The organism is Microbacterium halimionae, assembly GCF_011761265.1.
Classification (GTDB): domain Bacteria; phylum Actinomycetota; class Actinomycetes; order Actinomycetales; family Microbacteriaceae; genus Microbacterium; species Microbacterium halimionae.
The window spans coordinates 1,062,324-1,086,128 of the sequence record NZ_JAAOZB010000001.1 but is presented as its reverse complement, the minus strand read 5'-3'; the positions used below and the strand labels follow the sequence as shown (position 1 = coordinate 1,086,128).

Sequence of the window (23,805 nt, the reverse complement as noted above, 5' to 3'; positions counted from 1 at the left end):
AAACGGCGTGGCATCGCCGAGACTTTCCGGCACGCCGAATACGGATGTTTTCGGCGCGCCAGTTATCGCCTACCTGGGGGACGCCAGGGGCGAGTCAACATGGCTGCGTTGGGTGTGCGCAGCCATAACTCCTGCTCATGCAAGTTATCTAGGCAGCGTCGAGCGATTTGCCGTTGAGGCGGGTTTTCACCCTCACTTTCACCCCGCGGCTTCACCCCTGAACTGGGGCCATCGGCCCCGGCGTGCGTCAGGCCGGTGGCGCGACAAAACCCACGATCTGGGCGCTCTCGAGGAGGCACGCAAAGCGCAACGCGGTGAGATCGTGCAGGTAGGGAGCGATGATCTGAGCGCCGAGCGGCAAGCGCGACCTCGCACCACGCTTCAGCGGAATGACGGTGCACGGCAGCATCGCGAGGTTAGCCATACAGCTCCACGCGGCAACCGCCTCTGCAGCAGGGTAGACACGTCCCGAGATTTCTAGAGCGCGCAGCTCCTCGGGCTGCTCGTCATAGACGGGCGCAGCCCCGGGCACAGCCGGAGCAATCACCACGTCGACCTCCGTGAACACGCGCTCGTTCCACGCGTCACGGATGGCACGCTGATCCTCAGCATCACGCCACGCGTTGTACACCCGCTGAGCCAGGTCGCCTTCGACATCGACCGCGGCGTCGAACGTCTCTTGGCCAACGCTGTGCGAAATCTCCCCCTGCTGCAGGCGAGCGAAAAGCTCAAGACCGGCCGCGTCTGCCCCGGGCGGATCGATGATGTCAACCACGTGGCATCCGGCGTTCGTCAGATCAGCAGTCAGAGCGCTGATCGCCGATCGCATTTCGTCGTCGATGGGAGCGCTGGCGCTCTCCGTCCAGATACCCACACGAATACCGGTGAGATTGTTCCAGGCGGGGCGAGGCAAGTCGAGACGCCACCCCACCGAATCAGGGTCCGCGGCACCCGCGACCACCCTAAACACCGACTCAAGGTCACGCGCTGAACGAGCAAGCGGCCCCGATACCGAGACCGGAGGCTCAATGCGGCTATCCACACGCCACGGCAAATGCCCGCGTTTTGAGACAACACCGTTGCTCGGCCGGTGCCCAAAAATCCCGTTCCACGCCGCTGGCACCCGGATTGAGCCCGCAAGATCACTGCCAAGCTCGATTGCGCTGAGGCCCGTCGCGACAGCGACAGCTGCCCCACCCGAAGATCACGGCGTCCGCGGCCCGCGCACGTGCCACCGCAGGGGCATCCCTCGTGGCGGTATGCGAATCCAAAAGGCGCCCGTGACTCGTACGCAAACCGACAACGTCGAACGAATCCTTTATCGTCATCGGCACACCGGCGAGCGCGCCAATCGCCTCACCCCGCGCGTAGCGGGCATCGATTGCTGCCGCGGTTACCGCAGCGCCCTCGAGATCGGTATCGACGATCGCACCGTACCGCTCACCGCACTGCTCCAAGCGAAGCTGATGAGCTTGCCAGAGCTGGCTGGCAGATATCTCTCGCGCAACGAGAAGCGCCCGCATTGCTGTGGCATCCATTGCAGTAAACGCGTCTGTCATAGGGAGCTTTCGTCGTGAGCAGTTCGGTTAGAGACGAAGGTACCCTCGGTTTCGCAAGACAGAATCTCTTCCGCTCAGCGGGGCCGTCGACAGCGAGGGTGAAAGACGGGGTGTAATTACGCACGAAAAGCAGCAGAGCCCTCGCCTCCCGTCATGATGTTTGTTGCGGCCGCCACGAGCAAAAGTGAGAGGTCGCGAGAGTCGAGCTGCGCTGTGCGGAACTCTTGGTGGGGCGCCTGTCCCCTCGTTCTCCGATGCGGGGGACAGGCGCCCCACCGTTTCTGGCAACGTGTGTCGTTCACCCGGCCAACGATTCCGGTAACCTGTGGTGCCATGGGCGCTGAGTTGAAAGATCCGAACCGCGGTACGCACTGGATGATCTACGTCGGCGTCGCGATGCTCGCCACCGGTGTCGTGGTGCTGTGCATCGCAGCGTTCCTGCAGTACGCCGCCGCGATGCGCTAAGACCGCAACCGACTCAACGTGGTGTTCAGTCTCACGCTGCTGTTCAGCTAGCACTGCTGTTCGGCTGGCACTGCTGTTCGGCTGGCACTGGCGACCCCTTGTCGTCGCCTGCCAGACCTCGAAATGAATCGGTCAGTTAAGTTCGTGTTACCGCATTGTTAAACGATTCAGGCAACGCACATGTGAGACATAGCCTCCTCATTGGGACCAGCTCCTCGGGTCTTCACCTCCCCAAAATCACCCCCCAATGTTCGGAGAACTGTGAGCACTCGTATGTCCTCACGGGCGCGCGCTGCTGCCCTCGTGGCTGCACTTGTCGTCCCTATCATCGCGGTCAGCTCAGCGCCCGCGATCGCTTCCCCCGCAGACGACCCCATCGTCGCGCAGGGCGAGAACTGGTCAGTCACCACCACCCCCGGTGGATACGAACTGACCTACAACCTCGATGAGCCGCTACCCATCGTCAACGACGCACCGACGCTCATCGTCGACGGCGTACCGATGGGGCTCGCCACTGAATCTGCCGACGGCATGTCGCTGTCGGTGACCACCGTCGACCCCGACATCGCCGCGGCCGAGACCGTCGAAAAGGGATGGTCCTCCGGCGACGACGAGAAAGCATCCGAGGATGCTGCTCCGCAAGAAGAATCGGTCGACACCGAAAACGACGCGCTCATGCGTCAACTCGACGCGCTCGAGCCCCTCGCGGCCGTCGAAGACCCCTCCGATCTCGGCGCGTACACCGTCACCGAAGCTGAGTACGACTTCGGTGACCGTGCCGTTCCGTTGGCAGCCATCGGCGGCATCCGCGGTGAAATGACCGGCAAGATGTACCTCACCAGCGCCGAGGGTGCACGGCCCACCGTCGTGCTGCTTCACGGTCGCCACACGTCGTGCTCGGGGTCAGGCTCAAACCCGCTTCGTTGGCCCTGCGGACCCACACAGATGAACATCCGCTCGTACCTCGGCTACGAAAGCACAGCTCGTGCTCTCGCGTCGCACGGCTACAACGTGCTGTCGATCGCTGCCAACGCCGTTAACTCCAACGACAACCAGCTCGCACTCGACTACGGCGCACAGGCTCGCGGTCAGCTCATCCTCGACACTCTCGACATGCTCCGTAAGGCCAGCGCCGGCGAGGCCGTCTCCTACGACGACACCACCTGGGCGACCGAATCCGACCCGGGCGTCACCACGACACGCACGCTTGACGACGCACTCGCTCTCGCCACGACCCGCACAGACCAGCCCGCCGCCGCTTCGAGCGTCACAGCTGCGTCGCTCAAGGGTCGATTCGATCTCAGACAGGTCGGCATCATGGGGCACTCCCGCGGCGGTGAGGGCGTCGTTTCGGCGGCCACCCTCAACCAGGCACTCGAGTCTCCGTTCGGCATCGTCTCGGTACTTCCGCTGGCGCCCGTCGACTTCGGACGCATGACAATGCCCGACGTGCCCACCGCAGTGTTCCTTCCCTACTGCGACGGTGACGTCTCTAACCAGCAGGGTCAGCACTTCATCGACGACTCGCGTCACGCGTACGGCGACGACGTGCTCCGCTCCGCGGTGTGGGTCATGGGTGCAAACCACAACTTCTTCAACACTGTGTGGACGCCGGGCCTCTACCCGGCCGCAACAGGTGATGACTGGCGCACCAGCGACACGACATCGACCTGTTCCACACGTGACGACACCCGCATGACTGCCGCCGAGCAGTACCAGGTGGGCGTGTCGTACATGACGGGCTTCTTCCGCCTCACGATGGGGGGCGAAACCCAGTTCCAGCAGATGTTCGACGGATCGGTCAAGCCCTCAACGACAGCAACCGAATACGCCGACGTTCGCGTCATGGCCGCACAGCCGACCAGCGCAACGACTCTCATCACGGACTTCGCCGAGAACTCCGCACTGGTTCGCGTCAACGGAAGTGGTACGGCAGCTGTGTGCACCAACCTCACCGGCCGCACACTGCCGCAGTCGCAGCCGTACTGCGCCACGACCAAGGCCTCATCGCAGGTGCCGCACTGGACGCCCGGATCGTTTGCACCCAACGTGCCAACATTCCCCGCGACGCAGTTCCTCTGGAACGGCGGATCGTCAAGCGACGCGACGGTACCGAGCAACGCAGAACTGCGTATCTCGATCCCCGCGGGTAAGCGCGACGTATCGAACCGTAGCCAGCTCACACTGAAGACGGCACCCACCGAAACTGTGCAGTCGGGTACCGACTTCACAATCACGGTCGTCGACGGAAGCAACAACACATTCAATGTGCTGGCATCAGAAATCAACCCACTCGCCATCAACCGGATGCCGGGAGGCTCCAACACCACGCTGAACAAGATCGTGCTGCAGCAACTCACGATCCCCACCGCCAGCATGACCGGCATCAACCTGAGCGACGTGCGCGAAGTACGCATCACCTCGGGCGTGGGCGCCGACGGCACCGGAACCGGCGGGGTATACCTGTCCGACCTGGCCTTCGACACCCCCACCGTCGGAACCGCAACAGTGCAAACCCGCACCAGCATCAACGTGGCACCCACCACCGTCGATGAGGGGAACGGCCCCAGCACGGCGAACATCGCTGTCTACCTCAACCGCGCCGAAACGTCGACTGTCACTGGATACGTCAGCGTGCTCGGCTCGGCAACAGGCACCGTCGGAATCGGAATGCAGAAAGTGACATTCGCCCCCGGCGAGGTGTGCACGTCAGTCACAGTGCCCACTCTCGGCAACGATGCGCCTTCGGCATCGCCGTCGGCATGGTTCAAGGTGAGCGTCACCAACACGACCGACGTCGTCATGGGAGCAAACGCCTTCACACGCCTCACGGTGCGCGAAGACGACGGTGTCACCGCACCCGCTGTCGAGGCATTGCCCGTCGGCGCGCAAGGCGACGTCTGCGCTGAGCTTGCGGCATCCGTCACACCCGGAGAGCTGACCTCGACAGAAGAGTATGTCGCCCCCGGCGGCACCCTCGACCTCACCGGGTCGGGCTTCCGCGCCGGTGAAGCTGTCGTCTTCGTCCGCGGCGAAGACACGTTCGAAGCGGTCATCGCCGATGCCGACGGTGTTGCGACGACATCGATCGAGATCGCTGAAGACGCTGAACTTGGCGCTTCGGAGACAACAGCGGTTGGCGCAGGTTCGGTACGAGTGCTCACCAGCAGCGTGCCGGTGCTTGCTCCCACCGAGACGGCACTCGAAATCGAAGACAGGGAGTACACCGAGGGCGACGCAATCACCCTGACGGCATCCATTGACGGCCAGGCAACCGATGGCACTGTCACCTTCACAGATGGTCCTGCGACGAGCTCCGGCTCAACCGGCGGCACAGCGCGCACAGCGGTTGCCGGCGGAATCATCGGGACCGCTGATGTTGTCGGGGGCGTGGCAACACTCACCCTCGCCGACGGACTCCCCGCTGGCACCTACTCGGTCGTGGCGAACTTCGCACGCACCGGTGTCGCCAGCGAATCGACCTCGGCAGCAGTCACGATCGTCGTGGCCGCAGCTCCGGTCGATAGCGGAGAGGGCGACGGTTCGGACGGCGGCGACGGCTCGGGTGAGGGCACCGGCGGTTCAGTCACCGACGGCTCACCCACCGGAACGGCAACGGGCGCGCTCGCTGTCACCGGATCCGACGGGTTCGGCTGGTCACTCATGCTGACCGCGCTCCTCATGATCACCGGCGGAACCCTGCTCTACGCGCGCCAGCGCCGTGCTGCAGAACTCGCCGTCGAGCACACCGAGAGCTAACCAGTCTCACGCTCCAACAACAGGGTGTCGTCTCTTTTCCGGAGACGGCGCCCTGTTGCCGTACCGGTCGTAGACTCAGCGCCGTGCTCATCCTCATCCCGATCGCCGTGTTCGCGGTGCTTGCGGGGCTCGGAGTGCGCTGGCGACGAAAAGCGCACCCACGAAAGCGCGCACCTCGCAACGACATGATGCGCGCCGGCAAATCCGACTCGACCTCCGCCGATGACGCAGCGCTTCGCGCCGAAGGGCAAAACTCCTGGATGCGAATGGGCGGCTTCTAGCGGTGGCATCCGGCGCGTTTCTGCCTGCCATGCTGCGCGCGCTCGGCGAAGACGAAGCACTCGCGTTGCATGTCAGCGACCAACGTCAGGCCGTGCCGCTCGCGTCCCCATTGGCTGTCGGCGCGCTCGCGCACGACGCCGTCGCAACCGCAACGCTCATGGCGCTCGCTCTCGGAACAACAGAGATTCCGGATGCGGTGCTGTCACCGCGCCGAATCGCGGCGTCTTACCGAAGCGATCAGCTGTTCCGCCTGAACGGTGAACCGCCCGCGGCTTGGGCACCACGCTCCGGCTTTTTTGCCACAGCCGACGGATGGGTGCGAACGCACGCCAACTACCCGCACCACGACAGCGCGCTTCGAACCCTTCTCGGGCTTGAGAGCGATGCCACGCCAGAAGATCTCGCGCGTGCGCTCTCCGAGTGGTCGGGGGTGGAGCTAGAAACCCGCGCCGCCGAGGTCGGAGCGATTGTCGGCGCCTACCGGAGCGCCGACACCTGGGCGAAACACCCTCAGGCGAAAGCCGTCGCGGCTGCCCCACTCATCGAGGTCACAACCGACACCGTCGGCACCAGCCAGCACCCACAGCCGATCTCGACGGGATTCCCCGCCCCGCTTCAAGGCATCAGGGTGCTCGATCTCACGCGCGTTATCGCAGGCCCCGTTGCCACCCGCACCCTCGCTCTCCTCGGCGCCGATGTCCTCCGCATCGATAACCCCCGCCGCCCCGAGATCGCCTGGCAGCACCTCGACACCGGGCAGGGAAAACACTCGGGTCTCCTCGACTTCGCAGCGGCTGACGATCTCCGCACTTTCCACGAACTGTTGGCCGGAGCCGACGTTGTTGTCACGGGATACCGGCCCGACGCGCTCACCCGTTTTGGACTCGACGACGACGTACTCGCAGCAAGCCACCCGGGCCTCATCCGTGGACGGATCAGCGCCTGGGGAACACGCGGGCCGTGGGCACACCGGCGCGGCTTCGACAGCATCGTGCAGACCGTCTCCGGCATCGCCGCCATCAGTTCACCTGAAGGCTCACATCACGGAGCCCGGCCCGGGGCGCTACCCGCACAGGCGCTCGACCACACAGCGGGCTATCTTCTTGCCTCCGGCATCATGTCCGCTTTGCGGCGCCGCGCGTGCTCAGGTGCCGGCGGCGGCATCAATGTGAGCCTCGCGCGAATAGCGCAGGAGCTCCTGGCCGCAGGCACAACTGCTGTCGGCGAAGATACCGGGCCTCCCACAGATCACACCGTCCACGCAGAAACGACGTCGGGTGACCTCGAGTGCGCGGCATCCGTCTTCACTCAGCCAGAACTGCCCGATCGATACCCCACTGTGGGCCGCGCGTGGGGTATCGATCCTGCGCGCTGGACGAGCTAGCGCTGCGCGTGACACATCCTCGCGCCACACGCAACCCTCCTGGCGCGTCGCCAGCGGCCTGAAATGCTTGTTTTCCTGGCGCATGAAGCCAGCCCAACGACAGAGGAGATCACGATGTCAGACGATCAGAAGACTCTCGCAAAGCTCATCGACGGCTTCCGCTTCGCAATGCTCACAAGCGTTCAGGCTGACGGCTCGCTCGTCGCCCACCCTCTCACCGTGCAAGAAAGCGAATTTGACGGCGACCTTTGGTTCATCGTCGCAAAAGACTCGCCCGTGGCCTCGCACCTTCACATCAACTCGCAGGCCGGTGTCTCACTCAGCTCCAAAGACACGTGGGTCTCGCTGACCGGCACGGCCACCCTCGTCGACGACGACGCAAAGCTCAAGGAACTCTGGACCTCTTCTACCGAAGCATGGTTCCCGGGCGGCCCGGAAGACCCGAACATCACGCTCTTGAAGTTCAACGCCGAGGGCGCCGAGTACTGGACGAGCGAAGGAAGCTCAATCGTCCGCGCGGCCAAGCTCCTCGCAGGTACCCGCCCCGACGGTACGAACGAAAAGGTCGAGCTGTAACCCTCAGTCCTGTACGTCGATGCCCAGCGCACGGGCGAAATCGGCCGCGAGAACGTTGACCTGACCCGGACTCATCGTGGCGCCCCGAAGAGCTGTCGGGTCGAGATAGCCGGCGGCATCCAGCCCGCGCAGGTCGACGTTCTCTATGCGCCACAGACGGTTGTCAACATCGTGGGCGCGGCAGCCCTCAAAAGCTGCGCGCTTCACCCTTGCCTGGGGCATGTCGAGGGTGCCGATCACACAGTCAGAAAGCATCAGATCGGATGCCGTCGCCCCCGCAAGCGTGAGGTAGTCGATGCGGAGCCCTCGCAGTTCGACGCTATCGATGTCACTACCTGACAGGTCAAGAGTCCCAATCCGCCCGCCCACGATGCGAACGTTTCGCCAGCGCCCCGCGCGAGCTGTCATCTCGATTGCCCGCACATCTAGAATGTCGACGTCGGTGAGATCCGCGCCGGTGAGGCGAAAAGAGCCGACATTGGCGTCGACGATCAGCGACTCATTGATGTGGGCGTGCGAGGCATCCACATCGCCAGAAAGCGACTCAACGCGTGCCGCGAACGTTGATGAACGCGCACGGAGCGCCCCGATTTCGAGTACCTCAGGCAGGTCGGGTGCGCTCAGTCGAGGCGGAGCTGGCCGTTTCGGTTTTGCCACGCCTCAACGCTACGCGAGCTAAGGTGTGTGCGTGACAGTCGAAACGATGCTCCGAAAACTCGACAAGATCGCCGGCGGCAGTATTGCCCATCACCGGGTGGAGCCATCCACAGATCGTCGAGTCGCACGCGCGTTTCGAGTCATTACCTGGCTGCTGATTGCGTGTTTCGTTCTCGGTACTGGCACCGTCGTCGCGTCAGTCGTACTCACACTCAACAGCAGCCCCGTGGGATTTGCCGTCTGGATGCGGTGCCTTGTTGTGCTCGGAATTACCACGACGCTCTTCTACTTTCTGTGGCGCGCTCGCCTCGGTTGGTATTGGGCGTTCCGCCGCCTCCAACTGTTCAGTCGCATTTTTCCGATCATTGCGCTCGTGCTCGCAGCAATTCCGGGCCTCTACCCCTTATGGGTGATAACAGAGCAAATTGTCTTCGCCATCCTGCTCATCGGAATCTCCGACTATCTACAGAGCGACTATCTGCGCGAGGCCTACCCGAAGCCGCCGCAGGCGCCGCGATCAGACCGGAAGGTCGATCGTAAAGCTCGTTAGCCCTTCGGAGCCGTTGTCGACATCGCTGTCGATAAACACCCGACCTTCGTGCGCCGCAACAGCGTTCTTGACGAACGTCAAGCCGATCCCAAAGCCTTGAATTGCGCGCCGGCGCGCATCATCGGTGCGATAGAAGCGGTCGAAAATAAGCCCCTGTTCGCCGCGCCCGAGGCCAGCCCCGCGATTCGTCACTGAAATTCTCACCCGGTCGCCGCGAAGCTCTTGAGCGACAGTGATCGCCGAATGCTCACGGCCGAATTTGATCGCGTTGACCAGCAGTTCACGAATGACCTGCCGAATTCGTCTACCGTCGACCCGCGCATGGATGTCTCGGTGACCTATGCGTTCGACGGTGATGCCGCGCGCGGCAGCTCGCTCGCGCACTGCCTCAACGGCCAACTCGATGACGCGGTCGACGTCTGTCGACACGATCTGCAGCGGATCCTCCCGGTCGGCCGCAGCCAGAAGCTCACCGATGCGCTCCATCAGGTCCTGCGACTTGCGGCTCACCACGGCGAGGTATTCGTGAATCTTCTTTTCACCAGGATCGACCGCATCATCGATGAGATCGAGAAAGCCCATGATGCTGGTCATCGGTGTGCGCAGCTCATGCGAAACCGTTTTGAGGAACTGCTCGCGCACATCGATTGCGGTCGCAAGATCCGTCACGTCGTAGGCGACGATGACGGTTCCGAGCAGTTCGCCATCTTCGCGAAGCACCCGTCGCGTCGAGGCGATAATTGCAGCCTGCTGATCGGGCGGGCCCAGCCATTCCATGTGCTCGGCCATCTCTTCGCCCCGCAGGGCTCGAGGAATGATCTGCTGGTCGAATGGAATAGGTGTCACACGGTCAGCCGCGCGTACCTGCTCCCCCGCATAGGGCGGAGTGTCGATGGAGAACCCCACAGACTCGGTCATCTGCGACGCGAGCTCGTTCGCAAGCCTCAGTTGACCGTTCGAGTCATAGAAAGCCACTCCGGCGTTGACAGTGTTCAGGATGCTGCGCGCAAGAATCTGGTTATCCAACGCTTCGCGCAGTGCCTCTGCCTGCTTTGCATTGGCCTTAGTGAGCTGTTCACCTCGCCTTCGAAGCTGACGGGCTGCTACCTGCACGACACGTGCCATCACGACGATCAGCACGGGGAGCGTGATGACGTTCGCCCACTCCAGCGGCGTCGCGGGCAACGTCTGGTTGTAGATGTAGGTGAATGACGTGATGAAAGCGGCTCCGAGCGCCGCCGTCCAGACGGCGTACTTGAAGAACCCGTATGCCAACCAGAGAATCGGAAAAATCGCCAAAATCGCGGCCGCCGCCAGCACCTGGTACAACTCCGCGCGCAGGAGTCCCACCGCGATCAGGTCGATTATCGGCAGCGGCATCATCCACATCGGGTTGAAGCGCTCCCACGGCACGAAGTACGCGACGAGGGTCGATGACACGATGAGAACGTAGGCGACGATCACAAGCCAGGATTCGTATGCCTCCGGGTAGGCGACAGCGATAACCACAGCGACGAAGACTGCGCCGATAAAAAACGGGAACTGGCCGCGCAGAAAAACCCTGCGCCGCCCCTGAGGGGTCAGCTCAAGCTCGAACATTGGCATGAGATGCGCTCTCCCCCCGGCACGTGTGAAAACGACACAGCGTCGTGCCAGTTTGAGCATATGCGCTTTCGGCGCTCCGGACGCGAAAGGCCGCCAAACGCTCTCCAGCGTTATTGCACTCTCATGTGCCCCGCTAGAGGAATCCTCCGCCTATGACGTTCGCAAAAACCGCGCTCGCAGCATCTACCAACATCGCTCCGCGAACAAATCCGATGAGGGAGAACACCGCCGCTGTCGCAACCACCACCATCATCGCGATAGCGATGATTTTCTTCTGGGTCATCTTGAGCTCTTTCAAACAGTCGGGGCGCTAGCGCGAGCGTAAAAGCCACAGCGGGCACGCTTAGCCCTCGCCGCCCACCTTCACCCTCAAAATCACCCCGGTGAAGTCGACGCGAGACGAGACATTGCTCTGCGAGCAATTGCTAATCTGGAGCGTGCTCGACACACAAAGATCCCTCGAAGACGGATCCTCCAGACGACCAGGCCTCCAAGGCATTCGGCATGTCTTCTTTCTTACCGCGGTCAATTTCGCGACCCTGGGATCTTTGACGGCCCCCGTCATCATCGGGCTGCCCCGACGAATCGCGGATCTTGTCCCCGCAGACGAACACACTGCAGCTCTCGCGGTCATCTTGGCCGTCGGCGCACTGTCGGCGGTGGTGGCAAACCCCCTCTTCGGCTATCTCTCCGATAGGACAAGAGGGCCGTTCGGCCGCCGGCATCCTTGGATAGTGTTTGGGGCCCTCGGCGGTGCAGTCGCGTCCGTGGTTCTCGTGCAGGCGCAATCGTTGTACATTCTCACCGCGGCATGGGTGGCGATGCAGCTCCTGTACAACGCAACCTTTGCAGCGGTCACGGCCCTACTTGCCGACACCGTGCCGGATCAGCAACGGCCGGCCGCGGCTGGCGTGTTCTCGGCGGCAGCGTACCTCGGAACAATTCCCGTACTCGCGCTCGCGGCGTTCTTTCCCGATCATCTGGGCATCATTACTCTCGTTATGCCGGCGGTCGCGATATTCGCAGCCGTCGCCACTGTTATTTGGGTTCGAGAGCCCGCAGCCTTTGTCGGCACAGCTTTCGCCGGCACAGCCGCGCGAGCAAGCGCCAACCCGCCTCGTGCGTTCTCACTCCGAGATGCCCCCGGTTTCGCGCAAGTGTGGCTGCAACGCCTGTTCGCTCAAACGTCCATGGCTCTGCTTCTCGCCTTCACGCTCTATTTCGTCGTAGACCGCATGAACACGACCGAAGTTGACGCAACACCGATCACGTCAGCAAACACTGCCCTCGGCGGCGCGGCTGTGGTCATTGCAGCCACTGTCGCTGGGTTCTGGGCCGCGCGCCGTTCCAACTACTTTCCCTTCCTGGCGTTCGCAATTGGTGGCCTCGCCGGGGCCGCGATCCTCCGAGCGTTTGCAACCGATTCTGTTCTCCTCTGGGTAAGTGCCGCGATCGGTGGGCTCGCGATCGGAACCTTCACCGCTGTCGATCTCGCGCTGGCGCTCCGCACCATTCCACGGGCGAAGGCAGGCACCTATCTCGGGGTCTTGAACATCACCGAGACAGTGCCACAGATTGTTGTTCCGCTTGCCGCCGTGCCACTACTCACGATCGGTGGCGCCGATCCCTTCTCGGGTGGCGCTGACAACTATTTCGCACTGTATTTGTCAGCGGCCGTGATGGCTCTCATCGCTGCGTGCTTCCTCCCCGCGGTGCGCCGAATCGCAGCCAGAACAGCAGCCCAGCAGGACGCGATTTCTCAGAGACCTACTTCTCAGAGAGGTTGAGCGTCGACAGCGCTGCGAGTGCGTGCGCTCGCGAGTTCACACCCAGCTTTCGGTAGATCGACCGCAACTGCGACTTCACCGTGTTTGGCGACACGACAAGTGCCGCTGCGATCTCCGCGACGCTCTCTGACCGCGCAAGTTGACGAACCACAGCAAGCTCGCGCTCCGTCAACTTCGGCCGCGCCGCCGCAGCCGGAATGATGGCGAGCTCTCGAGCCCGCCGCAGCTTCTGCTCGAACGATTCCGGGGGCGAAGCCACCAACATCGCGTCTAGGCCGGCGACAGGCACAAAGGCCAGCGCAAGCCACTGCTGTCGATCCTGCAAGCTGCGTTCGATCCGCGACATGAGCTCACGCGTACGCGGGCTGTCAGGATCATGAATGGCAGCTGCGGCCGCGGCCAGGGCGGAATATTCCGCACGCGCGCGGGCAGACCAATCATCTGGATCTTCGGCATGCAACGCACGCATGGCGCCGTCGGCGTCTCCGCGGGCCAACGCGATTCGAGCGCGGCTGACCGAAGTGCGGGCTCCGTCAGACACTTTCCCCAGCGCGTGATCGGCCGCAGTCATGTCGCCGCGCGCCAACTCGATGAGCACGCGAGTATGGCGGAGCCGGTTTTTCGTCAGTTCGCTGACAGCTTTTCGCCTGTGTTGTTGATGCAACACCCGCTGCAAAAAGTTCGACATCTCGTCGGGTCGACGACGCAAGAGTCCGATGAGTACTTCAGCATGAGTAAGCAACGGCCAGTGCTCGATAGTCTCTCGATGCGGATCAAGCGTGCGTAGGGCAGTGTCCGCACCCTCTGCATCGCCGTTTTCCAGTGCGACCATGACTCGAGCAAGCTGATAAAAACTGCCTGGGTACCCCAAAAGCCAACGATCGGGCCAGTTTTGATGTTCTGCCTGGGTAATCGCACGACGCGCCTCCGGTATATCGCCCGACACCGCAAGTACACCCGCCTTCAAGGCCATGCCCTGCAGACCGCTCTTCAGACCGCGCGCCTCACCCGCAGCGATAGAGCGTTCGAAGCAGTCGATAGCATCATCAGTGCGTCCGGCATAAAAAAGCGTCGTGCCGATCTGGTTGTACATCACGGACTTGTTTGTGCCGAGGAGGTCACGGTCTGCAGCGCTCATCTCGAGCATCATGCTGTACGCGTCATCTGCGGCGGCGAGCGCTGCCGCAGAGCGTGACCCCACGCGATACGCCGCGGCTTCAATCACACGCAGGAGTGCACGTTCGGCCGGGGATGCCTTGGCACGATGCGCTTTCGCACCGTACGTTGCCAGCGCGAAATACTCCAGCGCTCGAAGCCGATGTGCACCAACCGCATTGGCGCTGAGCGCTAGCAGCATGCTCAAAAGCGGCCATGCACGCAATGCGAGCATGGGCACGCCGCGGAAGATCTCATTCAGTTGCTTGCCCGACTTGAGCACTTCGAACCAGTGTTCGCGCACGACGTCGCTCGCGAAGGCATAGTCGCGGTAGAAAATAGCGCGCCGCAACGCGGGTAAAGGCCGCCCGTTGGCCAGGTCCCAGCGCGCGATCCGCATTTCGAGCTGCTGCAGCACCTCTTTTGGCTGTTCGCGGCGAATATTTGCCTCCGCAGCAACCTGGAGAAAGGGTGAGTAAAAAAAGCGTGAGGAGCGGCCCCTTACCCCTGGCGCAGCCCAATACCCGAGTCCCTCGCGTTCAGCAAGGTCAAACATCGCCCCGGCATCGTGGTAGCCGGTGAGCTCGACCGCAAACTCAATATCTATGGAATCGGTCAGTGCCGTCCGCTCCAAGAATGAGACGAAGCGATGGTCTCCGTGCGTCATCCGCACACGCAGGAGCGACTCGACGGCATGAATAACGGATCTCGGCTCAGAAGTCTGCGTCTGAGCGCCCAGCGCAATCATTCGCGCGAGCACCGGCGCGCCCCCGTGAGCGAGTAGTTCTTCGCATCGACTCTCGTCGCCGCTGTCAGCAAGCACCTTTCTCGCCTCGCTCGCCGTCAGCGCGAAGGAGGAAGTGGGGACAATAACGGCGTCGAGCAGCACAGCCAGCGCTGACTCCGTCAGTAGGTTTGTGCCCCGTGTAGCCGCCCGCACGGAGAGCATCGAGAGATCAGTTGTGAGCGCCAAGAGTCCCTGAGCTGTCTCGTTCGAGAGGCCGTCGCTGTCGTCAATCGCGATCGTCAGGGCTCCCGGCAAACGTCGCAGTCCACGGCGGAGAAGGTCCCAAGGATCCGACGCAATCCTGAGCGCATCGCTCGCCATGAGCAACGGGTTTCCCTCATCGAGAAAACCGAAGTCATCGAGTTCTGTGGCGAGATACTGCACAAACGTCACGGGATCAGCGACCTCGTCACGCACCCGCAACCACACCCCGTCACGGCCAGTCGTCGCGGCCCAGTGCGCCAGCGCCACGGTTTTTCCGTAGCCCATCGGTGCGTGTGCAACAACGAGTGGGTTGTCGCCTTCAAATAGCTCAGAAATTCGCTCACGACGCACAAGGCGCGGAGAGAGTCGTGGCACACCAGAAAGCCCCACTCAGCATCCTCCGAATCAACGTGCTGCCTCGCGACGTACGCTCGCCCCGAGTTCACTGATGAATGCAGAATACGCTGCCACGGCTTCCGATTCCGACGGGGTCATCTCACAGCGACTACTCAATTCGCATTGGCCGCAAGGTGATGAAAGCGCTGCTGCTGGTAAACGAGCGGGTCGGTCTCGTGGTCGACGCTCATGCCGTGCACCTGCATGACGACGATGTGGTGGTCGCCCGCCGGTGTCGTCGAGACGACCTCGCAGTCGAGCCACATCGTCGAACCCCCGATGAAGAGAGCGCCAGCATCCGTCGCTGTCACATCAAGACCCGCAAAGCGATCGCCGTGACGGGAAGCCAATTGCATGCACGCATCGGCATGCGCGCTACCAAGCACGCTCACACCAATACGATCAGCGGACGCAAGCACGGGCCAGGTCGTCGAAGAATTCTGCACCGAAAACATCACCATGGCCGGGCTGTACGAGACGCCAACCGAAAAGGATGTTGCGACGAGTCCGACCTTCTCGCCGTCAACTGTCGCGCAAAGGGCCGCGACCCCCGACGGGAATCGGCCGAATGCTCCGCGCACGTGGGCAGGTTCGTCGCTCACCGGCGCGAGTGATCGTGACGAGTCCGACGCCATCTGGGGCTTCGGAGGAAAAATTGTAGTTGTGGCGCTCATTGCGGGCGTGCCCCTTCCGTGGTTCGCCGTCAGATGACGGCACTGGAACCCGGAGGTCGAGACACAAGCACACTGCAAAAATACGAGACTTCACAAGAGGCGCCTAGGCCGCGATGGTCGCCGGGCTGAGGATGCCCCCGAGGTTTTGTGTCTCGGATGGGGGTGCAGCGGCTCACGCTGCACCCCCAGTATGCGCTGCTGCTCGTTTCTCGACAGTGTCGCCGATGTAACCAACCCGTTACGGGGCTTCCGGCCTCGCTAAGGTGGGCCGCATGGCACCCGTCGTCCTCGCAGGAATCGCAGGTTTGGCATCCGGACTTTCTTTGGTTGTCGGCGCCGCGGTCGCCTGGTTCGTGACGGTCCCCCGTTGGCTCGTTGCCACGATCATGGCTTTCGGTGCCGGGGTCCTGATCTCAGCTCTCGCCTTCGACCTCGTCGAAGAAGCTACGCAAACCGGCTCATTCACTTCTGCGATGGCAGGATTTTTCACCGGTGCAATCGTCTACGTGGGGCTCGACATTTTGCTTGAGCGCGTCGGATCTCGCAAGAAGCGGGCACGCAGCAAGGCGGCATCATCCGGCACGGGGCTTGGCATTGCTCTTGGCTCACTCCTCGACGGCGTACCCGAAACCGCTGTTCAAGGCCTCGGCCTCGCCGCGACCGGATCGCTGTCGCTAGCCATCGTCGCAGCTGTCATCATCTCCAATTTTCCGGAGGGGCTCTCCAGCACCTCCGACATGAAGCAAAACGGGAAGAGCGCCGCCTACGTCTTCGGCATCTGGGGCTCGATCGCTGTCATCTGCACACTTTCAGCCATCGGCGGCTTTGCTCTTCTCGGCAGCGCACCCGAAAGCACAACGAGCTTCGTCACTGCCATCGCCGCCGGCGCTATCCTCGCCATGATTGCCGACACGATGCTGCCCGAGGCATTCGGCACGACAAAAGCGTTCACCGGTCTGATCGCAGTGTGCGGGTTCTTCACCGGATACGCACTCCACGTGCTGGGGGGATGAAGCCAGCTCGTACGCCGCGCGAGAATAGAACCATGCCGATCCTCAACAAAGACATGTCGCTGTGCATCTCACTTTCGGGACGCCCATCCAATATCGGCACCCGTTTCCACAACTACCTTTACGACGCGCTCGGTCTCAACTTCGTGTACAAGGCGTTCACAACCGACGACATAACAGCCGCGATCGCGGGTGTCCGAGGTCTTGGTATCCGCGGATGCTCCGTCTCGATGCCGTTCAAAGAAGCCGTCATTCCGCTTATCGACGAGATGGAGCCGTCCGCCGCCGCAATCGAGTCGGTGAACACCATCGTGAATAGCGACGGGGTGCTGACCGCGTCCAACACCGACTACGAAGCTGTCGCGACCCTGCTCGAATCTCACGCCGTTGATCACGCGCTGCCAGTACTCGTCCGCGGCTCGGGGGGAATGGCAAAAGCAGTCGTTGCCGCGTTCCACGGCGCCGGGTTCGAGGATCTCACCGTTCTTGCCAGAAACGCCGAAAAAGGCAGCGCCTTGGCCGATGCATACGGCTATCGCCACGTCACCCGTGACCCGGCCCCAGGCCACGGCATCCTCGTGAACGTCACTCCACTTGGAATGAACGGTTCGGATGCCGACGCGCTCGCGTTCTCAGCAGCCCATGTCGCGGAGGCCGCCGTTGTATTCGACGTCGTCGCGTTTCCGTCTGAGACACCCCTTATCCACGCTGCGCGTAAACAGGATCTGCCCGTGATCACGGGAGCCGAAGTCATCGCATTACAGGCAGCACGCCAGTTCGAGCGCTACACCGGCGTATCGCTGACCGCTGAACACGTAGCCGAGGCATCCGCTTTCTCGCGAGCTACGCAATAAGAGATTCGACGCGTCCGACGAGGGCGCGCGGCGAAAACGGCTTCGTCACGTAATCGTCGGCGCCGGCGGCGAACGCCTGTTCGCGATCGGCGGGCGCCGCGCGCGCGCTCAGCATCAAGATCTTGGTGCGAACGAACTCAGCATCAGCACGGAGTTCGATACATACGTCGATGCCATTCTTATTTGGCATCATCCAGTCGAGCACGATCACATCGGGGGTGTGCGCGTGTGCGGCGGCGAGTCCCAGCACACCGTCGGCCGCCATGACGACGCCGTGCCCCGACTTCTCGAGGCGAGCGCGCAACAGATGAGCGACGTCCACATCATCCTCGACGACCAGAATCGCTGCCATTTCGCTCCTTGGGCCTGCACATCGTGCACCGCATTAGCGCCATCTTTCACTAAATGCGCTTAAGTTCACATTATGAACTCCGCTGGCGCACCACGCGCGCAGACGAGCCGTACGCGTTTTCGAACATCATCTACGCACACCTGGGTTATCTGGGTGCTCTCCGGCCTAATGATCTTCGCACTTTCGGCTCTCGGCGCCGTCTTTCGTTTCGGTGACACCAACGCGGCGGCCTGGTGGCCTGCGGCGGGCGCGTCAGCCTGGTTCGTTCTCGCGACAGCTCGAAAGCGGCGGGCGGCGGCTGTCGTCCTCGTCGCCGCCGCGATCACGCTCGGCACGCTCGTCGGCATCGATCAGTTGAATCTTGCCCTGACTATCGGCATTACCGATGCCATCGAGGTCTTGAGCTTCCTCCTCCTGCTGGAGGGGCGACAGCACACGTTTGTCTTACGCACTGTTCGCGATGCAACCCGTCTCATCGTTGCAGCCATCGCGGCGAGCGCTGTAACCGGACTGTTCCTGGGCCTACTCATCTCCACAATCACTGGCGAGACGTTTCTTGCGCTCGCGGTGCATACCGCGGCGTCGCACGCGAGCGCAATAGTCCTCATCGCACCCTTCGCCGCGCTGCCTCCGCCGATGAAAGAAGCGCCGAGAGTGGCGGAGATTGCCTTCCAATCCGTGCTCCTCATCGTCGCGATCGTCACCATATTCGGCGCCGCCGGGTATGTGCCGCTCGCCTTTGTCCCGCTGACCTTGCTCGGCTGGGCGGCTTTCCGATTTCCGGTCTACATCGCTCTCATCCAGTCCATCGCGACTGGCACCGCAGCGCTTCTGTTCACCCTGGCGGGGCTTGGACCGTACGCTGCCACCACTCTGACCCTTGACACTCAAGTCACGATCCTTTCCAGCTTTCTGCTTGCCCTAGCGATGGCGACGGTCCTGCTCGTTACCGCTCAAAACGAAGTAAATATCTCTTCCCGTGCGGCAACGGAGTCAGCAAAGATCCTTTCGAGTGGTTTTATCGATTCGCAGGTCGGCCTTATTCTGACCGACCATGACGATGACGACACGTGGACAATTCGTTGGGCTAACCGCACGGCACGTGAGTTCATCGCTACGGAGGTGTCCGCAGACGGACGCTGGCAGGGCCAACTGGCTACTGAGGCACGAGCAGCACTCGAATTGGATGGCGCCGTTTCACACTGCGTCCTCGGTTCGGGCGCGACTGTCAATGTCGTCGCGAACCACGTCGGCAACAGCGAAAAGCGCGTCGCGGTTCAGATCGTCGACGTTACGGCGTCGGTTCTCGGCGCTGAGAAGCGGCTTGAAGCTGAACGCGAGCACGCCAGAGCCCTCGCGACACGCCTCGAACTCGAGCGACAGCGTGATGATTTCATCGCAACGACCAGTCACGAGCTAAGAACTCCGATCATGAGCATCGCCGGCTACGCGGAGCTACTTGAGGAGTCGTCACTTCTGCGCGCGCCCGAGAGCGGCTGGCTGCGTGCCATCGCGCGAAACGCCGACCGACTCACGGCACTCGTCGAAAGCCTGCTGACGCTCGGTCGTGCGTCAGCAGCGCCAGAACTGCACTCGCCGCCCGATCTCCTGCCTGCATGCGCGCTCGTCGAAGATGTTGTGTCGATGCACTGCCCACTCGCAGACATCAAAAATGTCACTCTCAGCATCGAGGTCGAAGAGGGCGCCGAAGACTGCGTGGTCTACGGCGTCGCGCACGATGTGAATCGAGCCATCGCAAACCTCGTGTCGAACGCTGTAAAGTTCACGCCGGCCGATGGCACCGTTCGTGTCATCACTGGAACAGCGGATGCCGAAACCACAATCACCGTCACCGACACGGGGCCGGGCATTTCGGAAGATGCCATGGCTCACATCTTCGAACGTTTTTATCGCGCGCCCGATGCCGAAAGAAGCAGCACTCCCGGCACCGGTCTCGGGCTGTCCATCACCGCCGAACTCGCCCGCCGAAATGGTGGCACCGTTACTGTCGACTCTGTGCCGGGCGCCGGGGTGACGGCGACCCTGCGTTTTCCCGCCGCCGCACGTCACCGGTAACATCGGCACGTGAGCATTGCGACGGACCGCCCCGCCGCGGATGTTGCGCGGGACGCCCTCTACTCGAGGCTCCCAGGACCCGCACTTTCAGCCACCCAATTCATCATCGCGACCGGCAGCCTTTTGGTCGCAGTGGCAATGTGCACGCTCGGAGCGGAATCCGCGATAGTCGCGGTCGTCGTCGCAACCACGGCGTTGTTCGTTTTAGCGGGCGTTGTTTCGATTACCGCACAGCGCCAGAGCCTCGAGCCGAAGTGGGCGGTTGCGGTACTTGCGACCGACATCGCCGCGATAGTTGCTCTCCGCACCGCCACCGTCACCGATCTCCCTTCGACGACAGTGTTCGTCACCCTGCCTGCGGTGCTCATCGCGGCGAATTTCAGCTACGGCGTAGTCACTGCAGCTGTCAGCACGCTCGCCGTATGGGCGATTCCGCTCGCGGTGACAGACCTGTGGCCGTCCACGCTCGCCAACCTCCTCGACTCCCTCTTGCCAGTAGGCGCCATCATGCTCGTCGTTCTCGCGACGCGGCTCGGGGCCCGAGTGCGCGATCGCCAGCGGTCCGACAACGAACTCCTTCGGCGAGAGCGCGATATGGCCCATCGCCTCCAGCGCGACGACAGTACTATCCACAGCACCATCCTGAGCGTGATCGACTCAGCAGTCGTCTTTTACGACCACCAGCAAAACCTCGTTTTCGCCAATGGGAATGCGCAGACATTTGCTGAGCGTCAGATCATCGATCTTCGAAACCCTCACCTCGATCCGAATGCAATGGTGCTCGATGAGCGCGCACATGAACCGCTCGCCGAGTCCGAGCGAGTCCTGCTGGCTGCGTGGCGTGGCCATGAGCTCGCACCCCACATCACGTGGGTCGGCGCTGACGACCAGCAATCTGCATACCTTGCATTCTCGCGGCACGTGCGCCGACCGGACGGCTCACTGCTGGGTGTACTCGTCGTGGCGCACGACGTGAGCGACATCGTTCGTTCTCGTCGATTGCGTGATGATTTCCTCCGCATCGCATCGCACGAACTACGCGGTCCGCTCACTCCGCTCGTCGGGCATCTCGATCTCCTGTCCGAAGAAACGAAAGACTCCCTTTCGGTGCCAGCGAAAGAACGCTTGAGTATCGTGCAAGAGAGCGTTGAGCGCCTCGTCGATCGAGTCACGGAACTCCTCCACGCCTCCGATGTTGAGCCGAGTCTCGCTCTCGCACCCGCCGACATCGCTGATGTCGTCGCTCGTGCTGCTGCCGGCCACGTCCCGAAAGCGGCGAGCCGAGGCATTGACATTTCGCTTGAGCTACCTGAATCGGCTGTCGCCTCGGTTGACGAGTCTCAGCTCGCTGAAGCAATCGGTCATGTGATCGACAACGCCATCAAGTTCTCGCCCGACAACGGGTTCGTTGACGTGGAGTGCCGCACGGTGGCGGGGATCGTCGAGATATCCGTCCACGATGGAGGTCCCGGCATCCGAGTATCGGATCGAGAACGAGTTTTCGAGCGGTTCTATCGCACAGAGCACGCGCACAAAAATGCCATTCAGGGCTTCGGGCTCGGGCTGCCCGCGGCACGCGCCATACTTTCAGCGCACGGCGGACTAATCCGCATCAGCGGCCGAAAGGGCTCCGGAACGACAGCGACCCTCGAAGTGCCGGTGCGAATCTAATCCTCCTCAGCGAGCCACTCGTCGACGAGAGTGTGCAGTTCAGCTTTTCGTGATGGCGATGCGAAAGACACCTCGATCGACGTGCGCGCGAAGTCGGCAGCTTGCTCATCTGTTAGTCCCAGCACTTCGCGGACAACCTCATAGTTGTCAGCGATGTAGCCACCAAAATATGAGGGGTCATCAGAGTTGATCGTCACTTTCACACCCTGCTCAACGAGTACGAGAAGCGGATGATCTTTCAGATCCGGGGTCACCTGCAGTCGCTTGTTCGACAGCGGACACATCGTTAGCGCGATGCCCTCACGCGCGAGGCGTTGGACGAGTTCCGGAGAATCGATGGCGCGCACACCGTGGTCCACTCGCTCAACGCCCAATGCCTCGAGCGCCTCGGTGATGTATGTATGAGGTGCTTCCTCGCCCGCGTGCGATACCCGGTGAAGCCCCGCGTCCGCAGCACGGGCAAAGACATCGCGAAACAGCGCCGGCGGATAGCCCACCTCAGTCGAGTCGAGCCCGACACCGACAAGGTCAGGTGAGTTGAGAGCAATGAGATCATCCAGCACTGCCATCGCTTCCGCCGCCGGGCGATCTCGCAAGAAGCAGGCGATGAGACTTCCGCTCATGCCCCACCGCGTGTGAGCTTCGGCGAGCGCTTCCGAGAGCCCCCCGACGATGTCACTGAGCGGAACACCGCGCGAGACGTGTGCCTGCGGGTCAAAGAACAGTTCGACGTGCGCAACAGCATCCTGATGGGCACGTTCGAGATAGGCCAGCGCAAGATCACTGAAGTCCGCGAGCGTAAGAAGTGCACCGCCCGCAATGAAGTACACGTCGAGAAAGCTCTGGAGGTCGACGAAGTCGTAGGCGGCCCGCAGCGCGTCGGGGCTGTCGTACGGGAGCGAGATACCGTTTCGCTGCGCGATCTCGAACGCGAGGTCCGGTTCAAGGGTTCCCTCCACGTGAATGTGAAGTTCAGCCTTCGGCAATGCAGCGAGAGATCGAGCCATACTCCTACCTCACCATGTCTTACGTTAAATCTCTGTTTCGGCAGATTTCTATCTGATTGAACCGACTGATTCACGCCTCGCGACCCGCTACATTCGCAGCAAGCACACCAGCGATTCATCCCCCACTTCCAGCCGCATAAAACGGTGTGTTCCCTGCCCCCGTGGCGGCAAGACAGCACGAGCCGCAACGGGGTAATCGTCGCGCTCGCGCGACCTCCTGTCCGCCCCATCGAGAGGACCCGCACCCATGCCCGAAACACAGCCCCGAGGACGAATGCGGCGCGCTCGCGCGCGCGGCGCCGCCCTGGTTCTCGCGCTTGCCGCCGCGATCAGCACCTCGCTGATCCTGGCACCCGCGGCCAACGCCGCTCCACCCGTCACCGACACGATCACTATTACCGCGCCTGCATCTGCCACCGTCGGCGACGCTGTGACGGGAACCATCATGGCTGCCACCGTGGAAGACCTCTACGCCTCGACCCTCACGCTGACGTTTGACCCGGCGGCTCTCGACTACGTTTCGGCCACGTTCGCGGACGGCGGGTTCTCTTCCGTCACCGAAGGAACCGGGTCTGTCTCATTCACTTACACACGCCTCGGTACATCGCCCGGGCTGACCGACACCGACCTCACGCTTGTGTCGTTCGAGTTCACGGCCCTGAGCGCGACTTCCGCTGACCTCTCGCTCAGCGCCGCAACCTTTGTCAGCTCGACGAGCGATAGCGTCACAGTCGCCGACGTCGCGGCGACAACCGTCGCTATCGCAGCAGCTCCCGTTCCCTCGGCGACACCCGCTCCCTCGGCATCAGCTCCCGAAGCCGAGCCGACCGTGAGTGCAACTCCGGCCGCCGTGGCCTCCGACGCCGACCCACTTGCGACCACGGGCGCTGACGCGATGCCGTGGATTGTTGTCGGCGGCGTCGCCGTTGCTGTCATCGCTCTTGGAGTCGTACTGCTCATCCGTCGCCGGGCGGTGACCGAATGAACAACACGCC

General features: G+C 62.4%; 19 protein-coding genes and 1 pseudogene. 12 read left to right on the top strand and 8 right to left on the bottom strand.

The window, feature by feature from the left end; translation table 11 throughout:
* Nucleotides 1–247: 247 nt before the first annotated feature.
* A pseudogene (locus tag FHS06_RS05090) lies at nucleotides 248–1,523 on the bottom strand (amidase family protein).
* A 369-nt stretch (nucleotides 1,524–1,892) separates the two neighbouring features.
* Between FHS06_RS05090 and FHS06_RS14160 the strand changes: the two are divergent.
* The 5 genes from FHS06_RS14160 to FHS06_RS05065 all read left to right on the top strand — a co-directional run bounded on the left by FHS06_RS14160 (nucleotide 1,893) and on the right by FHS06_RS05065 (nucleotide 8,025).
* Nucleotides 1,893–2,024, top strand: a complete 132-nt coding sequence (locus tag FHS06_RS14160; RefSeq protein WP_259393016.1) for a hypothetical protein — start codon at nucleotides 1,893–1,895, stop codon at nucleotides 2,022–2,024.
* A gap of 261 nt (nucleotides 2,025–2,285) precedes the next feature.
* Nucleotides 2,286–5,783 carry an Ig-like domain-containing protein gene (locus FHS06_RS05080; protein WP_167046262.1) on the top strand — a complete coding sequence of 1,166 codons (3,498 nt, stop codon included), beginning with the start codon at nucleotides 2,286–2,288 and terminating at the stop codon, nucleotides 5,781–5,783.
* 83 nt (nucleotides 5,784–5,866) lie between these two features.
* Nucleotides 5,867–6,064 carry a hypothetical protein gene (locus FHS06_RS05075; protein ID WP_167046259.1) on the top strand — a complete coding sequence of 66 codons (198 nt, stop codon included), beginning with the start codon at nucleotides 5,867–5,869 and terminating at the stop codon, nucleotides 6,062–6,064.
* 2 nt (nucleotides 6,065–6,066) lie between these two features.
* Nucleotides 6,067–7,449 carry a CoA transferase gene (locus FHS06_RS05070; RefSeq protein ID WP_208387886.1) on the top strand — a complete coding sequence of 461 codons (1,383 nt, stop codon included), beginning with the start codon at nucleotides 6,067–6,069 and terminating at the stop codon, nucleotides 7,447–7,449.
* A 114-nt stretch (nucleotides 7,450–7,563) separates the two neighbouring features.
* Nucleotides 7,564–8,025 (top strand): pyridoxamine 5'-phosphate oxidase family protein, encoded by a 462-nt coding sequence (locus FHS06_RS05065; protein WP_243845255.1) that lies wholly within the window; start codon nucleotides 7,564–7,566, stop codon nucleotides 8,023–8,025.
* A gap of 3 nt (nucleotides 8,026–8,028) precedes the next feature.
* On the opposite strand, the gene FHS06_RS05060 is transcribed toward FHS06_RS05065, so the two are convergent.
* A complete protein-coding gene (locus tag FHS06_RS05060; protein WP_167046257.1) occupies nucleotides 8,029–8,682 on the bottom strand; it encodes a pentapeptide repeat-containing protein in 654 nt (217 codons plus the stop codon).
* A gap of 31 nt (nucleotides 8,683–8,713) precedes the next feature.
* On the opposite strand from FHS06_RS05060, the gene FHS06_RS05055 reads away from it, so the two are divergent.
* On the top strand, nucleotides 8,714–9,232 hold the full coding sequence (locus FHS06_RS05055) for a hypothetical protein (protein WP_310734856.1): 519 nt from the start codon (nucleotides 8,714–8,716) through the stop codon (nucleotides 9,230–9,232).
* On the opposite strand, the gene FHS06_RS05050 is transcribed toward FHS06_RS05055, so the two are convergent.
* Entirely contained in the window at nucleotides 9,200–10,837 is a 1,638-nt protein-coding gene (locus tag FHS06_RS05050) for a sensor histidine kinase (protein WP_167046254.1), read from the bottom strand. The genes FHS06_RS05055 and FHS06_RS05050 overlap by 33 nt on opposite strands.
* A gap of 133 nt (nucleotides 10,838–10,970) precedes the next feature.
* Nucleotides 10,971–11,120 carry a hypothetical protein gene (locus FHS06_RS05045; protein ID WP_167046251.1) on the bottom strand — a complete coding sequence of 50 codons (150 nt, stop codon included), beginning with the start codon at nucleotides 11,118–11,120 and terminating at the stop codon, nucleotides 10,971–10,973.
* Between the two features lie 100 nt (nucleotides 11,121–11,220).
* Here FHS06_RS05045 and FHS06_RS05040 point away from each other — a divergent pair, with 100 nt between their 5' ends.
* Nucleotides 11,221–12,624, top strand: a complete 1,404-nt coding sequence (locus FHS06_RS05040; RefSeq protein WP_167046248.1) for an MFS transporter — start codon at nucleotides 11,221–11,223, stop codon at nucleotides 12,622–12,624.
* Here the strand turns inward: FHS06_RS05040 and FHS06_RS14310 are convergent.
* Nucleotides 12,605–15,160, bottom strand: a complete 2,556-nt coding sequence (locus FHS06_RS14310) for a helix-turn-helix transcriptional regulator (RefSeq protein WP_167046245.1) — start codon at nucleotides 15,158–15,160, stop codon at nucleotides 12,605–12,607. The two genes, FHS06_RS05040 and FHS06_RS14310, sit on opposite strands and share 20 nt — an antisense overlap.
* 119 nt (nucleotides 15,161–15,279) lie before the next feature.
* Nucleotides 15,280–15,840: a flavin reductase family protein gene (locus tag FHS06_RS05030; RefSeq protein WP_243845254.1), complete on the bottom strand. Its 561-nt coding sequence runs from the start codon at nucleotides 15,838–15,840 to the stop codon at nucleotides 15,280–15,282.
* 272 nt (nucleotides 15,841–16,112) lie between these two features.
* On the opposite strand from FHS06_RS05030, the gene FHS06_RS05025 reads away from it, so the two are divergent.
* Complete coding sequence (locus FHS06_RS05025; RefSeq protein ID WP_167046243.1) at nucleotides 16,113–16,853, top strand: ZIP family metal transporter; 741 nt, start codon at nucleotides 16,113–16,115, stop codon at nucleotides 16,851–16,853.
* 32 nt (nucleotides 16,854–16,885) lie between these two features.
* Nucleotides 16,886–17,704: a shikimate 5-dehydrogenase gene (locus tag FHS06_RS05020; RefSeq protein ID WP_167046241.1), complete on the top strand. Its 819-nt coding sequence runs from the start codon at nucleotides 16,886–16,888 to the stop codon at nucleotides 17,702–17,704.
* Here FHS06_RS05020 and FHS06_RS05015 read toward each other — a convergent pair.
* On the bottom strand, nucleotides 17,694–18,056 hold the full coding sequence (locus FHS06_RS05015; protein ID WP_167046238.1) for a response regulator transcription factor: 363 nt from the start codon (nucleotides 18,054–18,056) through the stop codon (nucleotides 17,694–17,696). The genes FHS06_RS05020 and FHS06_RS05015 overlap by 11 nt on opposite strands.
* A 72-nt stretch (nucleotides 18,057–18,128) precedes the next feature.
* On the opposite strand from FHS06_RS05015, the gene FHS06_RS05010 reads away from it, so the two are divergent.
* Nucleotides 18,129–20,132 carry an ATP-binding protein gene (locus FHS06_RS05010; protein ID WP_167046235.1) on the top strand — a complete coding sequence of 668 codons (2,004 nt, stop codon included), beginning with the start codon at nucleotides 18,129–18,131 and terminating at the stop codon, nucleotides 20,130–20,132.
* 9 nt (nucleotides 20,133–20,141) lie between these two features.
* Nucleotides 20,142–21,803: a sensor histidine kinase gene (locus FHS06_RS14305; RefSeq protein ID WP_167046232.1), complete on the top strand. Its 1,662-nt coding sequence runs from the start codon at nucleotides 20,142–20,144 to the stop codon at nucleotides 21,801–21,803.
* Here the strand turns inward: FHS06_RS14305 and FHS06_RS05000 are convergent.
* Complete coding sequence (locus FHS06_RS05000; protein WP_167046229.1) at nucleotides 21,800–22,810, bottom strand: adenosine deaminase; 1,011 nt, start codon at nucleotides 22,808–22,810, stop codon at nucleotides 21,800–21,802. The two genes, FHS06_RS14305 and FHS06_RS05000, sit on opposite strands and share 4 nt — an antisense overlap.
* Nucleotides 22,811–23,057: 247 nt before the next feature.
* Here FHS06_RS05000 and FHS06_RS04995 point away from each other — a divergent pair, with 247 nt between their 5' ends.
* Nucleotides 23,058–23,795 carry a cohesin domain-containing protein gene (locus FHS06_RS04995; RefSeq protein WP_167046226.1) on the top strand — a complete coding sequence of 246 codons (738 nt, stop codon included), beginning with the start codon at nucleotides 23,058–23,060 and terminating at the stop codon, nucleotides 23,793–23,795.
* Nucleotides 23,796–23,805 lie beyond the last annotated feature (10 nt).

What these genes read in the sequence shown, in the direction of transcription:
- FHS06_RS05000 (WP_167046229.1), bottom strand. Translation starts at nt 22,810, where the DNA reads ATGGCTCGATCTCTCGCTGCATTGCCGAAGGCTGAACTTCACATTCAC.
- FHS06_RS05030 (WP_243845254.1), bottom strand. Translation starts at nt 15,840, where the DNA reads ATGAGCGCCACAACTACAATTTTTCCTCCGAAGCCCCAGATGGCGTCG.
- FHS06_RS05015 (WP_167046238.1), bottom strand. Translation starts at nt 18,056, where the DNA reads ATGGCAGCGATTCTGGTCGTCGAGGATGATGTGGACGTCGCTCATCTG.
- FHS06_RS05050 (WP_167046254.1), bottom strand. Translation starts at nt 10,837, where the DNA reads ATGCCAATGTTCGAGCTTGAGCTGACCCCTCAGGGGCGGCGCAGGGTT.
- FHS06_RS05045 (WP_167046251.1), bottom strand. Translation starts at nt 11,120, where the DNA reads ATGACCCAGAAGAAAATCATCGCTATCGCGATGATGGTGGTGGTTGCG.
- FHS06_RS05065 (WP_243845255.1), top strand. Translation starts at nt 7,564, where the DNA reads ATGTCAGACGATCAGAAGACTCTCGCAAAGCTCATCGACGGCTTCCGC.
- FHS06_RS04995 (WP_167046226.1), top strand. Translation starts at nt 23,058, where the DNA reads ATGCCCGAAACACAGCCCCGAGGACGAATGCGGCGCGCTCGCGCGCGC.
- FHS06_RS14160 (WP_259393016.1), top strand. Translation starts at nt 1,893, where the DNA reads ATGGGCGCTGAGTTGAAAGATCCGAACCGCGGTACGCACTGGATGATC.
- FHS06_RS05025 (WP_167046243.1), top strand. Translation starts at nt 16,113, where the DNA reads ATGGCACCCGTCGTCCTCGCAGGAATCGCAGGTTTGGCATCCGGACTT.
- FHS06_RS05020 (WP_167046241.1), top strand. Translation starts at nt 16,886, where the DNA reads ATGCCGATCCTCAACAAAGACATGTCGCTGTGCATCTCACTTTCGGGA.
- FHS06_RS05010 (WP_167046235.1), top strand. Translation starts at nt 18,129, where the DNA reads ATGAACTCCGCTGGCGCACCACGCGCGCAGACGAGCCGTACGCGTTTT.